Raw genomic sequence first — 14,081 nt, forward strand, 5'->3', positions numbered from 1 at the left:
TGCTTCTGCTGCCCGGGCGGCACTTTCCCGGTCGGGCGGAGAACGGTGACCGTGTTTCTGCCGCCGGGGCGGGACTTTCCCGGTCGCGCGGGAAACGAGGGAGGCCGACACGGCATACCGGCCTCTTTGGCCGCCCCAGAAGACTCACCTAGACTGCCCCGGGTGCCTGCCGCGCGCGTCAGCGTGCGCAGCGGGACGACGGCGTCGCACCGGCGCCCCACGAGACACGCTTTCTGAAGGGTCACTCCATGACACTGGCGACCGGCGCCGCTGCGGGCGCGGGAGGCTCCGGCTTCACGCTGCTCATCCTGGCACTGCCGATCCTCTTCCTGCTGTTCCTCATGTTCAACCAGCGTCGTCGGGCCAGGGCCGTCACCGACGCGCAGGGGCAGCTGCAGCCGGGCCAGGAGGTCATGACGACCTCCGGCATGTATGGCGTCGTGCGCGCCATCGAGGGTGACGTGGTCCACCTGGAGGCCGGGGGCTCGGTGTTCCGCTTCCAGCGCCGGGCGATCCTGCCCATCTCCATGGTGGGTGGCGGCGGCACGGCCCGGGGTGGTGCGGCCGAGTCGGGGGCCGAGGACGGCGACGGCGACGCGGGCCCGCAGCGATGACGACGTCCACCCCGGCCCCGCGCCGGGACGAGGACCTCGCGGGCGACGCCGACGGCGGCGGACGCCGGCAGCGGGGCGGCTCCGGCCGCGGCCGCGGCGGCACGCCCCGCCGCCGCAACGCCCGGCTGCGCGGTCCGTTCCGCACGCTCATGAGCCTGCTGCTCATCACGCTGCTGCTCTTCGCCAGCATCGGCGGTGCCCGGCTGTGGGCCGAGCCGGCCGCCTCGCTCACCCCCCAGCTGGGCCTGGACCTCGCCGGCGGCCGCCAGATCGTCATGGAGCCGCTGACCGAGGAGGGCGCGTCGGTCTCGGCCGAGCAGCTCGAGCAGGCCATCGACATCATCCGCCGTCGCGTCGACGGCGGCGGCGTCACCGAGGCGGAGGTGACCCGCAGCGGACAGAACGTCTCCGTGGCCATCCCCGGCAACCCCTCGGCCGAGCAGGTCGAGGCGCTCAGCCGGTCCTCCCAGCTGCAGTTCCGCCCGGTGCTGGTCGCCCAGCCGACCGGGCCGCAGGCCGAGGTGCCCCCGCAGCGCACCCTCCCGCTCCCCCCGAGCCTGCTGCAGGAGCAGCTCGAGGAGGCCGAGCAGGAGGCTCAGCAGTCCGAGGGCGGCGAGGACAGCGTCGACGACGGGTCCTCCGGGGACGGGTCGGGAGACGAGGCCGAGCAGACCGAGGGCAACCGTGGCGGCACCCGGCTCGACGGTGCCGCCGGGGTCAGCGCGGCCGACGACCCGCTCGCCGGCCAGCCGGTCTCCGCGGGGGACACCGACGACGCGGCCACGCAGGCGCCCGGCGTGCCGGCCGGCGACGACGCCGACAGCACGGCCCCGCCGGCGGACGAGACGGCCCCGCCCGCCGACCCCTCCAGCCTGGAGCAGATCACGCCCGAGCTGTCCGAGGAGTTCACCGCGCTCGACTGCTCGGCCCCCGGTGTCGCCGGCGAGGTCGCGGCGGCCCCGGCCGACGAGCCGACCGTCGCCTGCTCCGCCGAGGGTGACGAGAAGTTCATCCTCGGCCCGGTGGAGCTCACCGGCAGCGCCGTCACCACCGCCAACGCCAGCCCCGAGACCGTCCAGGGCGGCGCGGTGACCGGCCGCTGGCAGGTCAACCTCACCTTCGACGGCGAGGGCGGCCAGACCTTCGCGGAGATCACCTCCCGGCTCTACGGCTACCCGCAGGGTCAGGCCCAGAACCGCTTCGCCACGATCCTCGACGGCGAGGTCATCACCGCCCCGACCGTCAACGGCGTCATCTCCGGCGGAACCGCGACCATCTCGGGTGACTTCACCCCGGAGGAGTCGCAGGCGCTGGCCAACCAGCTCGAGTTCGGCGCCCTGCCGCTGAGCTTCGAGGTCCAGACCTCCGAGCAGATCAGCCCCACCCTGGGTGGCGAGCAGCTGCGCTGGGGCGTGGTCGCCGGGATCATCGGTCTGCTGCTGGTGTTCGCCTACATGCTGGTCCAGTACCACGCGCTGGGCCTGGTCGCCATCGGCTCGCTCATCATCGCCGCGCTGCTCGCCTACGGCTCGGTGACCCTGCTGGGGTGGGCCAACAACTTCCGGCTCACCATGGCCGGGGTCACCGGCCTCATCGTGGCCATCGGCATCACGGCGGACAGCTTCATCGTCTACTTCGAACGCATCCGTGACGAGGTCCGAGCCGGTCGTCCGCTGCGGTATGCCGTGGACACCGGGTGGGAGCGCGCCCGCCGGACGCTCATCATCTCCGACGTCGTCAACCTGCTGGCCGCGGCGGTCCTCTACCTGCTGTCCGAGTCCGGCGTGCGGGCGTTCGCCTTCGCGCTGGGGCTGACCACGGTCATCGACCTCCTGGTCGTCTTCATGTTCACCCACCCGCTGGTGAGCATCCTGGCCAACACCCGCTTCTTCGGCGAGGGCCGCAAGTGGTCCGGGATGGAGCCCGAGCGGCTCGGAGCCAAGCGCTCGGCCTACCTCGGACGCGGCCGGGTGCGTGAGCCGGACGTCATCGCCCCCGGGCGCAGACGGCATACCCGCGAAGAGCTGGAAGGTGGTGTGGTCTGATGTCGCGCTTCTCCCGGATGGGCAACGACCTCTACTCGGGCGCCCGGTCCTTCGACATCGTCGGTCGTCGCCGCTTCTGGTACTCCCTGTCGGCCGTGCTCATGATCATCTCGCTCGTGGGCCTGGTCGGCCGCGGGCTGAACTTCGGCATCGAGTTCAGCGGCGGCTCCGAGCTGCGGGTGAGCGGGGTCAGCACCGCCCAGATGGAGGACTACGAGCAGACCGCCGACGACGCCCTCGAGGCGGTCGACCCCGGCGGCACGACCACGATCACCCGCATCGGCGACGACACCGTCCGGGTGCAGACCGGCGAGCTGGACAACACCGAGGCCGAGACGGCCCGAGCGGACCTCGCCGAGGCCTTCGGCGTCGACACGTCCGCCGTGACGAGCTCGTTCGTCGGCCCGTCGTGGGGGGAGACGGTCACCCAGCGGGCGGCCATCGCCCTGGCGGTCTTCCTCGCCCTCGTCACGCTGGTCCTGACGTTCTACTTCCACACCTGGAAGATGGCCGTCGCCGCCCTCGTCGCGCTGGTGCACGACGTGCTCTTCACCGTGGGGATCTACGCGCTGGTGGGCATCGAGGTGTCGCCGGCCTCGGTCATCGGCTTCCTCACCATCCTCGGCTACTCCATCTACGACACCATCGTCGTCTTCGACAAGGTCCGGGAGAACACCGACCACGCCTTCGACACCAAGCGGCAGACGTATGCCGAGGCCGCCAACCAGGCGGTCAACCAGACCCTCGTCCGCTCCATCAACACCTCCGTGGTCGCGCTGCTGCCGGTGGCGGTCATCCTCGTCGTCGGGGTCACCCTCATCGGGCCCGGGACGCTGGTCGACCTGTCGTGGGCGCTCTTCATCGGGATCGCGGTCGGCACGTTCTCCTCGATCTTCATCGCCACCCCGCTGCTCGTGCAGCTGCGGGAGGGCGAGCTGGTGGTCCGCCGGCACGACGCGCAGGTGACCCGCCGGCGCGAGCGTCGCGAGGAGCGCTCCTCCACGCACGCCGACGACGAGTTGCTGGAGGGTGAGGACGCGGAGGGCGCGCTGGTCGGCGCCCCGGCGGGCGCACCCCAGGACCCGGCGCCCTCCGGCGCGGCCACCGCCGCGCGGGGGGAGCAGGCGCCCGGGCGCCAGCTGCACCCGTACGCCCAGCGCGGACCGCGCAACCAGCCGAAGCGCAAGCGCCGTGGACGCTGAGGCCGTGGCCGGTCAGGTGGCGACCCCGGACGCGCAGCTGGCGAGGGACGTCCTCGCCGGGATGCGGGACATCCCCGACTTCCCGGAGGAGGGGGTGGTCTTCAAGGACTTCACCCCCGTGCTGCTCGACCGCGGGCTGCGCGACCGGATCGTCACCGACACGGTCGACCGGCGACGCGGCCAGGTCGACGTCGTCGCCGGCATCGAGGCGCGGGGGTTCATCCTCGGCTCGATGGTGGCCCACGCCCTCGGCGTCGGCTTCGTGCCGGTGCGCAAGGGCGGCAAGCTGCCGGCGGCCGTGCACAGCCAGTCCTACACGCTGGAGTACGGCACGGCGACCCTCGAGATCCACCAGGACGCCGTCTCCCACCACGAGCGGGTGCTGGTGGTCGACGACGTGCTCGCCACCGGGGGCACGCTGGCCGCGACCTGCGAGCTCATCGAGCGGTGCGGGGCCAGTGTGGCGGCCATCGAGCTGGTGCTGGAGATCGAGGCGCTGGGCGGCCGGGGTCGGCTGGGCGGCTACGACCTGCACTGCCTCACCAGCGTCTGAGCGCACGGCCCACGCGCCTCACCGGGCTGCTGGTGCGCTCCGGCCAGCGCCTATGATCTGTGCATGAGCGAGCCCGCAGCCACCACACCGCCCGCACGGGCGGGTGGCGGGCTGCGGCCCCGGTGGGCCCGGCTGGGCGGGACCCGCACCACGGCCAACCCGGCGCTGGAGCCGCTGCTGCGCTCGGTGCGGGCCACCCACCCCAAGGCCGACCTCGCGCTCATCGAGCGGGCCTACGCGGTCGCCGAGGAGATGCACAAGGGCCAGCAGCGCAAGAGCGGTGACGCCTACATCACCCACCCCCTGGCGGTGGCGACGATCCTCGCCGAGCTGGGGATGACGCCCTCGACCATCGCGGCGGCGCTGCTCCACGACACGGTGGAGGACACTCCATACTCGCTGCCGCAGCTGCGCCGCGACTTCGGTGACGAGATCGCGATGATGGTGGACGGGGTCACCAAGCTCGACAAGGTGACCTACGGCGACGCGGCGCAGGCGGAGACGGTACGCAAGATGGTCGTCGCGATGGCGCGCGACATCCGGGTCCTCGTCATCAAGCTCGCCGACCGGCTGCACAACGCCCGGACCTGGCGCTACGTGTCGGCCGAGAGCGCCGCCCGCAAGGCCTCCGAGACGCTGGAGATCTATGCGCCGCTGGCGCACCGGCTGGGGATGAACACCATCAAGTGGGAGCTGGAGGACCTGTCCTTCGCCCAGCTCTACCCCAAGGTCTACGACGAGATCGTGCGGATGGTCGCGGACCGCGCCCCCGCCCGCGAGGAGATGCTGTCGCGGATCCGCGGGGAGATCTCCGAGGAGCTGCGCACCGCGAAGATCCGGGCAACGGTCACCGGCCGACCCAAGCACTACTACTCGGTCTACCAGAAGATGATCGTGCGGGGCCACGACTTCGAGAAGATCTACGACCTGGTCGGGGTGCGGGTGCTCGTCGAGTCCATCCAGGACTGCTACGCGGTGCTCGGCGCGCTGCACAACCGGTGGAACCCGGTGCCGGGGCGCTTCAAGGACTACATCGCGATGCCGAAGTTCAACATGTACCAGTCGCTGCACACGACGGTCATCGGCCCCGGCGGCAAGCCGGTCGAGATCCAGATTCGCACCTTCCAGATGCACCGGCGGGCGGAGTACGGCGTGGCGGCCCACTGGAAGTACAAGGAGGAGGGGCCGGACGGCTCCCGCGCCACCGCCGGCGCGGACGGCGCGCCGGGCGCCCTGGAGGGTATGCAGTGGCTGCGCCAGCTCATCGACTGGCAGCAGGAGACCTCCGACCCTGGCGAGTTCCTGGACTCGCTGCGCTTCGAGATGGGCGCGGCCGAGGTCTACGTCTTCACCCCGGACGGGGACGTCATGGCGCTGCCGGCGGGTGCGACGCCGGTCGACTTCGCCTACGCCGTCCACACCGAGGTCGGGCACCGCTGCGTCGGCGGCCGGGTCAACGGCAAGCTGGTGTCGCTGGACTCCGAGCTCAGCAACGGCGACGTCTGCGAGATCATCACCAGCAAGGCGCAGGACGCCGGGCCGAGCCGGGACTGGCTGAGCTTCGTCAAGAGCGCCCGCGCCCGCAACAAGATCCGGCAGTGGTTCACCCGCGAGCGGCGCGAGGAGATGGTCGACTCCGGCAAGGACGAGATCGCCAAGGTGCTGCGCAAGCAGAACGCCCCGCTGCAGCGGCTCATGAGCCACGACACGCTCACCGCGGTGGCGCAGGGGCTCAACTACAAGGACATCGACGGGCTCTTCGCGGCGGTGGGGGAGGGCCACGTCTCGGCCCAGCACGTCGTCAAGCAGCTGACCTCCACGCTGGGCGGGGAGGACGGCACCGAGGAGGACCTCGCGGAGGCGACGCGCCCGCGGCGCGGTCGGGTGGCCCACGCCGACCCCGGGGTGACCGTCGTCGGGGCGGACGACGTCTGGGTCAAGATCGCCAAGTGCTGCACGCCGGTGCCGGGCGACCCGATCCTCGGCTTCGTCACCCACGGCAAGGGGGTCTCGGTCCACCGGACCGACTGCACCAACGCCGCCGACCTGCAGGAGAAGTCGGCCGAGCGCATCATCCGGGTCGCCTGGGCGCCGACCGCCAGCAGCCTGTTCCTCGTCAACATGCAGGTCGAGGCCCTGGACCGCTCGGCGCTGCTCTCCGACATCACCCGGGTGCTCTCCGAGCAGCACGTCAACATCCTGTCCGCCTCGGTGCAGACGAGCCGCGACCGGGTGGCCCTGTCGAAGTTCACCTTCGAGATGGCCGACCCGTCGCACCTCGAGTCCGTCCTGCGGGCGGTGCGGCGTATCCCGGCCGTGCTCGACGCCTACCGGGTCACGGGCACGACGAGCACGGACCCGCACCGGCGCAGCCACGCCTGAGCCCCGCCCCCGCCACACCACGGGGACAGGAGGCAGGTAGGGCGGGCGGGGCGGAGGTCAGGCGGGGGTGAGGAAGGCGGCCAGGGCCGCGGCATACCCGGCCTGGTCGAGGGAGCCGCAGATCTCGCGGGTGGAGTGCATCGACAGGACCGGGGCCCCGAAGTCGACCGTGGTGGCGCCGGTCAGCGCCGAGGTCGTCGGCCCGACGGTGGACCCGCACGGGAGGTCCGAGCGAGTGACGAAGGTCTGCATCGGCACCCCCGCCCGTTCGCAGGCGAGGGCGAAGGCGGCCGCGCCGGGCGAGTCGGTGGCGTAGCGCAGGTTGGTGTTGACCTTGAGCACCGGCCCGCCGTTCATGAGGATCGGGTGCTCGGGCTCGTGCCGCTCGGGGTAGTTGGGGTGCGTGGCGTGCGCCATGTCGCCGGAGGCCACGACGGTGCCCGCGAGCGCCCGCCAGTAGTCCTCCCTGGTGCCGCCCGCCGCCAGGACGATCCGCTCGAGCCAGGCGGGCAGGAGGGTGGACTGGGCGCCCCGCTCGGAGGTGCTGCCGACCTCCTCGTGGTCGAAGAGCACGATGACCGGCACGGTGGGCGTCGTCGCCTCGCCCGGCTCGGCGACCGCCTGCAGCAGCGCCCGGACGGCGGCGTAGGACGTCGCCAGGTTGTCCAGGCGCGCCGAGGCGATGAGCTCGCCGTCACCACCGATGCGCCGGGCCGGGGTGAGGTCGTGGGTCATGGCGTCGAAGCCCAGCAGGTCCTCGGGGCGGACCTCGACCCGCGCGGCCAGCCAGTCGCTGAACCCGCCCTCGGCCCCACCCCCGGGGCTCCAGTGGGGCGCCAGGTGCTGCTGGTCGTTGAGCCGCAGCCCCTCGGTGCGCACCGTCCGGTCGAGGTGGATGGCCAGCTGGGAGACACGCAGCAGCGGGTCGTCGCAGCGCCAGAGGTGCTGGCGGACGCCACCGGGGGCGGCGGCGTCCCGCACGGCGACCCTCCCGGAGAGCCCGAGGTCGCGGTCCAGCCACGAGTTGGTCAACGCACCGCCGTAGACCTCGACGCCCAGCATCCGCCATCCGGCCCGGGTCCAGTCCGGGTGCGGTTTGACCCGCAGGTTCGGGGAGTCGGTGTGGGCGCCGACGACCCGGTATGCCGTGTGCGCCGGCCGGTCGGCCGGCAGGTGCGCCGTCGACCAGGCGATCAGCGACCCGCCGCGGCGGACCACGTAGTGCCCCGGCGCCGTGGGGGTCGGGTCGACCTCGTCGACCTCGGCGAAACCGGCGGCAGTCAGCAGCCCGGCCGCGGTCTGCACGGCGTGGAAGGGTGAGGGAGAGGCGTCGAGGTAGGCGCACAGGCCGTCGGCGACCTCGGCGACCTCGGTCGCCAGGCGGGTGAGGGAGCTCACCGGCTCAGACCCCCGCGGGCCGAGTCCAGCCAGAGCTGCTTGGTGGCCAGCTCGGACTCCAGGGCGCTGATCCTGCGGTCGTCCCCGGCCGCCCGGGCAGCCTCGAGGTCCGACTCCAGACCCTGCACGGCCCGCTCGAGCTGGTCCACCATCGACCTGGCCCGTGCGTCGAGCTCGGGGTCGCTGCGCCGCCACTGCGAGTCCTCGATGTCGCGGACCTTCTGCTCCACGGCGCGCAACCGGTTCTCCACCCGCTTGATGTCGCCGCGCGGCACCTTGCCGGCCGCGTCCCAGCGGTCCTGGACCCGGCGCAGCTCGGCCTTGGCCTGGTCGAGGTGGGCCTCGTCGACGGTGATGGCCTCGGCCTCCACCAGCAGGGCCTCCTTGACCTTGAGGTTCTCGGAGAACTCCGCCTCCTCGGCGGCCACCACCTCGTCCTTGGCGTCGAAGAAGGAGTCCTGGGCGGCCTTGAACCGCACCCACAGGGCGTCGTCGTCGGCGCGGGAGGCCCGGCCGGCCCGCTTCCAGTCCTGCATGAGCCGCTTAAAGGCTCCCGCCGTCGCCCCCCAGTCCTTGCTCGCCGACAGGGCCTCGGCCTCGCGGACCAGCCGTTCCTTGGTGGCCTTGGCCTGGCCGTGCTCCTCGTCCAGCTGGGCGAACCAGGTCTTGCGCATCTTGTCGAAGGCCGACCGGGCGTGGCTGAAGCGCTGCCAGAGGGCGTTCTCGGCCTCCTTGTCCAGGCGGGGCCCGGAGCGCTGGTGGGCCTTCCACTCGTCGAGCAGCTCGCGGACGCGGGCGCTGCTCTGCTTCCACTGGATGCGGCCCGGGTCGGTCGCCGCGAGCTGCTCTGCCTCGGCCACGAGCTCCTCCCGCTCCTGCGCGGCCTGGGCCTTGGCCTTGAGCCGCTCCTCCTGCTCGGTGCGCGAGCGGGTCTTCACCTCGGCCTCGAGCTCCTTGACGACGGACTCGAGGGCGGCCAGGTCCCCGACGACGTGCGCCTCGCCGATCTGCTCCTTGAGGTGGGCCAGGGACTGGCGCGCGTCGTGCGCCGACACCTCGGTGCCGGCGAGGCGCGCCTTGAGCAGGTCTGCGGAGGCGAGCATCTCGTCGTACTTCCGGGCGAAGTAGGCCAACGCCTCCTGCGCGCTGGCGCCGGGGTAGGAGCCGACCTCGCGCTCGGTGCCGTCGGCGAGGGTGACGAAGACCGTGCCGTCCTCGGCCACCCGCCCGTGCTTCATGGACTCGGTGGGGTCCGGGTGGGCTTGGGGGGACGCGGCCGCAGCGCTACCGGCCGGCCGTGGGGCGGCCGGCCTCCGCGCGGCGAACATGGCCGGCGAGGGCGCCGCCGGCCGCGGGGGCGCTGGGGTGGGCTCGGCGGGTGCGGCCGGCTCCGGCTCGGCGGGCACCTCGGGCTCGACGGGCGCCTCGGGCTCGGCGGGTGCCGCAGGCTCGGCGGGTGCCTCGGGCTCGACGGGTGCCTCAGGCTCGACGGGCGCGTCGGGCTCAGCCGCCGCCTCAGGCTGCTCGGTGTCCGGCGCACCGGTGGGCTCGACGTCCTGGGTCGCCGCCACCTCGGGCTCGGCACCCTGGTCGTCGGGCTCGGTGGGGGAGGGCGTCTGCTCGGACACGGTGGTGGCCTCTCGGATAGGGACCGCGAGCGCGGCCATCGGGGCCGCCTCGACATGGCGTTGACGCCTCGACCCTACCCAACGCACCGGTCCGCGGCCGGGACGAGGTCGGGCGGTGACGGTGCGTAGGGTCGGTGCCATGTTCGTCCGCAGCATCGTCGCCGACGCCTTCGCCACCAACTGCTACGTCGTGGCCCCCGCCGAGGGGGAGGAGTGCGTGGTCGTCGACCCCGGCATCGGGGTCGAGCGAGCGGTCCAGGACCTCCTCGCCGAGCACCGGTTGCGGCCGGCCGCCGTCCTCCTCACGCACGGGCACCTGGACCACGTGTATGCCGTGACCCCGGTCTGCGCGGGCACCACCGCGGTCAGCCCCTACATCCACGCGGACGACCGCTATCGTCTCCGCGACCCGCTGTCCTCCCTGGGTCCGGAGCTGGTCCTGGCCATGGAGCAGCAGTTCGGCCGCCGCGCGACCTGGACCGAGCCCGAGGACGTGGTCGAGCTGGCCGACGCGCAGGACCTCGAGATCGCCGGTCTGCGGATCGGGGTGGTGCACGCACCGGGGCACACCGAGGGCTCGGTCCTGTTCACCACCACGGGGGTGCCCGACGGCATACCCGCGCAGGAGCTGGACCGGACGGTGATCTCCGGCGACGTCCTCTTCGCCGGCTCGATCGGTCGGACCGACCTGCCGGGCGGCGACGGGGCCGCGATGCGGCGCAGCCTGCGCGACGTCGTGCTGCCGCTGGCCGACTCCTCGCTCGTGCTCCCAGGCCACGGACCGGCCACGACGATGGCGCGGGAGCGGGCCACCAACCCCCACCTCGCCGGGCTCTCGCCCCGCAGCTGAGGACTACGCCTGCGCGTCGGGGCCGGTGCCGTGCAGCTCGCGGTGCAACCGCTGCATCCGGGCGTCCAGCTCGGCAGCGCTGGTCGCGGCGTCCTTGAGCTCGGTCAGCAGGCCCTCCGGCACGTTGCCGTCGTACTTGTAGTGGATCTTGTGCTCGGTGCTGGCCCAGAAGTCCATGGCGATCGTGCGCAGCTGGACCTCGACGGGCACGTCGACCCGTCCGGTGGACAGGAAGACCGGGATCTCGACGATCGCGTGGAGGCTCGCGTAGCCGTTCTCCTTCGGCTCGGCGATGTAGTCCGACACCCGCCGGATCGTCAGGTCGTCCTGCTGCGTCAGCAGGTCGAAGATGCGGTAGGCGTCGGTGACGAAGCTGCACGACACCCGGATGCCCGCGATGTCGGTGATCTCGCGCCGGATGGTCTCGAGGTCCAGGCTCAACCCGCGCCGCAGCACCTTCTCCCGCAGGCTGTCCGGCGACTTCACCCGGCTGGAGACGTGCTCGATGGGGTTGTAGTCGTGCATGTGCGCGAACTCGTCGCGGAGGATCTCGATCTTGGTCTCGACCTCGCGCAGCCCGAACTCGTACTCCAGCAGGAAGCGCTGGAGCTGGCTGCCCACCTCCCGCAGCTGGGCGGGCGTGATGCCGCCCTCCGTGGCCAGGGCGAGGGAGGGCGGCTCGGCGGCGGCAGCGGTGCTCATGGCCTCCACTATGCCTCGCGTCGGCCGGACGCGCCCGTGCCCGTGTCGTGCCCGGGCGGCGGGGGCACGGCATACCGCTCGATAGACTCCTGCGGTGATCTCCCCGCGCACTCCCTCCGGTGTCCTCGAGCTGCTGCCGCCCGAGCAGGTCGCCTTCCAGAGGATGCTGGACGCGATCCGCTCCGGCTACGAGCGCTTCGGCTTCCTGCCGATCGAGACGCCGGTCTTCGAACGCTCCGACGTGCTGCTCACCAAGACCGGCGGGGAGACCGAGCGGCAGGTCTACTTCGTGCAGTCCACCGGGGCGCTGGAGAAGTCGCGGGCGCAGGACGGCGACGAGGGGCTCCCGGACCTGGCGCTGCGCTTCGACCTGACCGTGCCGCTGGCGCGCTACGTCGCCGAGCACGAGCACCAGCTGACCTTCCCGTTCCGGCGCTACCAGATGCAGCGCGTCTACCGTGGTGAGCGGCCGCAGCGGGGGCGGTTCCGCGAGTTCTACCAGTGCGACGTCGACATCATCGGCTCCGGCGAGCTGTCGGTCCGCCACGACGCCGAGGCGCCCGCGATCATCAACGCGATCTTCACCGACCTGGCGATCGGCACCTTCACCATCCAGATCAACAACCGCCGCCTGCTCCGGGGGTTCTACGAGGACCTCGGCATCACCGACGGCGACGTCCAGGCGGCGGTCCTGCGCGAGGTCGACAAGCTCGACAAGCGGGGCGCGGACTACCTGAGGACCACCCTCACCGGGGAGGACTTCGGGCTCGCCGAGTCGGTCGTGGAGCGGATCCTGTCCTTCGTGCAGACCCGCTCCACGGGGCACGAGGACGCCCTGGCCCGGCTGGCGGAGGTCGAGGCGGGATCCACCGGCAGCAGCGCGCTGGCCGAGGGGGTCACCGAGCTGCGCGAGGTGCTCGCCCTGGTCCGCGCCCTCGGTGTCCCGGAGAGCAACTACTGCCTCAACTTCTCCATCGCGCGCGGGCTGGACTACTACACCGGCACCGTCTACGAGACGACCCTCGACGAGCACCCGGAGCTGGGCTCGATCTGCTCCGGCGGACGCTACGACGACCTCGCCGGGCAGTACACCAGGTCCCGGCTGCCCGGGGTCGGCATCTCCATCGGGCTGTCGCGGCTCTTCTGGCAGCTGCGGGAGGCGGGCCTCATCGACGCCTCGGCGGGGGAGTCGACCGTGCAGGTCCTGGTGCCCCAGGTCGACCCCGAGCTCCTCGACGACCAGCTCGCCCTCGCCTCCCAGCTGCGGCACGGCGGCATCAACACCGAGGCCGTCCTCGACGGCGGCAAGCTCGGCAAGCAGCTGCGGTATGCCGACCGCGCCGGCATCCGCTTCGTCGCCCTGCTGGGGGCGCAGGAGGTCGCCGACGGCACGGTGACCCTCAAGGACCTACGCCGCCAGGACCAGTTCACCGTGCCGCGCGAGGAGGTCGTCAGCGCCCTGCGGGTCGAGCTGGCGCAGCCCCTGGTCTGAGCCGGACAGTCCTCCCGCGCGTCCGGTGCGGTCAGCCGTCGAGCGTGACGGACAGGATGCTGATCGGCTGGGCGGGCGCCCCGTCGCCGCCGCCGGTGTCGGTGCCCTCGGCGGCGACGCCCTGCACGATGTCCAGGCCCTCGGTGACCCGCCCGAAGATGCTGTAGCCACCGCCCTCCACGGGCAGCTGGGTGTCGTCGTAGACGACGAAGAACTGGCCGCCGTTGCTCTCCGGGTCCTGGGTGCGGGCCATCGCGAGGGTGCCGGGCGGGTACATCCCGGTCTCCGGGGCGTTCTCGATGCCGTAGCCGTAGCCGGGGCTGCCCTGACCGGTGCCCGTCGGGTCACCGCACTGCAGCACGAAGATCCCGCTCGTCGTGAGCCGGTGGCACGGGCTGTCCTGCCAGTAGCCCTCCTCCGCGAGGAAGGCGAAGGACGCGACCGTCTGCGGCGCCTGCTCGGCATACAGCTCCAGCTCCACCTCGCCGCACGTGGTCTCCAGCGTCGCCGTCACCGTCTCGGTCCCGCTCAGCGGCTCGGGGAGGTCCTGCGGGCCGTAGGTCGTCACGTCGGCCGCCGGCTCCGGAGCCTCGTCGCACGACAGGGGCGCCGGGGAGGCGTCGGACGTCTCGCCCTCCGGCTGGAGGCCCGGGGACGACTCGCCCCCGCAGGCGGTGAGCAGGAGGAGGCTGGCGGCGAGGGGCGCGAGTCGGCGGTGCACCCGGGCATCCTCGCACGGCGCTTTGGGGAGGGAGCCAGTGCGTGTTAGCGTGATAACACGTTGATACACCCGGGGTGGTTCGGAGCCCCGGCAGGTCGAGATCGGAAGGACGCGCATGAAGCAGCGGGACACCCACGGCGCGGCCGTCGCGACCCGTGCGCGGGTGCGGGCCGACCTCGCCGAGGTCCTCGCGGCCCTGCGTGACCCTGCGTCCGTGGACGCCTTTCTCGACGACCTGTGCACCCCGGCCGAGATCGAGGCCCTGGCCGACCGCTGGTCGGTCGTCCCCCTGCTCGCCGAGGGTATGTCGTACCGCCAGATCCACGACGTCACGGGCGTGAGCGTGACGACGGTCGGGCGGATCGCCCGCTGTGTGGAGGGTGGCGCCGGCGGCTACCGTGCCGCTCTGGAGCATCGCCGCCCGCATCCGGCGTCCGCCCCTCCCGCCTGAGGCGCCCGACGGCGTGCGCCGCCCCGGCACCAGCCCCACCTCC

12 protein-coding genes are annotated in these 14,081 nt (G+C 72.5%); 8 read left to right on the forward strand and 4 right to left on the reverse strand.

Translation table 11 applies throughout. The features are described 5' to 3' along the window. The first annotated feature begins 248 nt into the window (after positions 1-248). The 5 genes from Q0795_RS02235 to Q0795_RS02255 all read left to right on the forward strand — a co-directional run bounded on the left by Q0795_RS02235 (position 249) and on the right by Q0795_RS02255 (position 6,796). Positions 249-614, forward strand: a complete 366-nt coding sequence (locus tag Q0795_RS02235; protein ID WP_298885928.1) for a preprotein translocase subunit YajC — start codon at positions 249-251, stop codon at positions 612-614. Beyond that, positions 611-2,659, forward strand: a complete 2,049-nt coding sequence (secD, locus tag Q0795_RS02240) for a protein translocase subunit SecD (protein WP_298885930.1) — start codon at positions 611-613, stop codon at positions 2,657-2,659. Before Q0795_RS02235 ends, secD begins: the two co-directional genes overlap by 4 nt. Continuing rightward, positions 2,659-3,861: a protein translocase subunit SecF gene (secF, locus tag Q0795_RS02245; protein WP_298885932.1), complete on the forward strand. Its 1,203-nt coding sequence runs from the start codon at positions 2,659-2,661 to the stop codon at positions 3,859-3,861. The genes secD and secF overlap by 1 nt, the downstream gene beginning before the upstream one ends. Further along, positions 3,851-4,414, forward strand: a complete 564-nt coding sequence (locus tag Q0795_RS02250; protein WP_298885934.1) for an adenine phosphoribosyltransferase — start codon at positions 3,851-3,853, stop codon at positions 4,412-4,414. Before secF ends, Q0795_RS02250 begins: the two co-directional genes overlap by 11 nt. 63 nt (positions 4,415-4,477) lie before the next feature. Beyond that, positions 4,478-6,796, forward strand: coding sequence for a bifunctional (p)ppGpp synthetase/guanosine-3',5'-bis(diphosphate) 3'-pyrophosphohydrolase (locus Q0795_RS02255; RefSeq protein ID WP_298885936.1), 2,319 nt, complete (start codon positions 4,478-4,480; stop codon positions 6,794-6,796). A gap of 57 nt (positions 6,797-6,853) precedes the next feature. Here the strand turns inward: Q0795_RS02255 and Q0795_RS02260 are convergent, their stop codons facing one another. Together Q0795_RS02260 and Q0795_RS02265 are read right to left on the reverse strand one after the other, a co-directional pair. Next, entirely contained in the window at positions 6,854-8,194 is a 1,341-nt protein-coding gene (locus Q0795_RS02260) for a M18 family aminopeptidase (protein WP_298885938.1), read from the reverse strand. After that, positions 8,191-9,861, reverse strand: a complete 1,671-nt coding sequence (locus Q0795_RS02265; RefSeq protein ID WP_298885940.1) for a DUF349 domain-containing protein — start codon at positions 9,859-9,861, stop codon at positions 8,191-8,193. Before Q0795_RS02265 ends, Q0795_RS02260 begins: the two co-directional genes overlap by 4 nt. Positions 9,862-9,961: 100 nt before the next feature. Here Q0795_RS02265 and Q0795_RS02270 point away from each other — a divergent pair, with 100 nt between their 5' ends. Further along, positions 9,962-10,672 (forward strand): MBL fold metallo-hydrolase, encoded by a 711-nt coding sequence (locus Q0795_RS02270; RefSeq protein WP_298885942.1) that lies wholly within the window; start codon positions 9,962-9,964, stop codon positions 10,670-10,672. Positions 10,673-10,675: 3 nt separating this feature from the next. On the opposite strand, the gene Q0795_RS02275 is transcribed toward Q0795_RS02270, so the two are convergent. Continuing rightward, entirely contained in the window at positions 10,676-11,374 is a 699-nt protein-coding gene (locus Q0795_RS02275; protein ID WP_298885944.1) for a GTP pyrophosphokinase family protein, read from the reverse strand. Between the two features lie 94 nt (positions 11,375-11,468). Here Q0795_RS02275 and hisS point away from each other — a divergent pair, with 94 nt between their 5' ends. Beyond that, entirely contained in the window at positions 11,469-12,866 is a 1,398-nt protein-coding gene (gene hisS, locus Q0795_RS02280; protein ID WP_298885946.1) for a histidine--tRNA ligase, read from the forward strand. Positions 12,867-12,897: 31 nt separating this feature from the next. Here hisS and Q0795_RS02285 read toward each other — a convergent pair whose 3' ends face one another. Next, entirely contained in the window at positions 12,898-13,587 is a 690-nt protein-coding gene (locus Q0795_RS02285) for a peptidylprolyl isomerase (protein ID WP_298885948.1), read from the reverse strand. A 115-nt stretch (positions 13,588-13,702) separates the two neighbouring features. Here Q0795_RS02285 and Q0795_RS02290 point away from each other — a divergent pair, with 115 nt between their 5' ends. Further along, the gene (locus Q0795_RS02290) at positions 13,703-14,038 is read left to right on the forward strand and encodes a YerC/YecD family TrpR-related protein (RefSeq protein WP_298885950.1); all 336 of its coding nucleotides are present in this window, start codon (positions 13,703-13,705) and stop codon (positions 14,036-14,038) included. Positions 14,039-14,081: the final 43 nt, after the last annotated feature.

The organism is uncultured Serinicoccus sp., from assembly GCF_947487915.1.
Lineage (GTDB): Bacteria > Actinomycetota > Actinomycetes > Actinomycetales > Dermatophilaceae > Ornithinicoccus.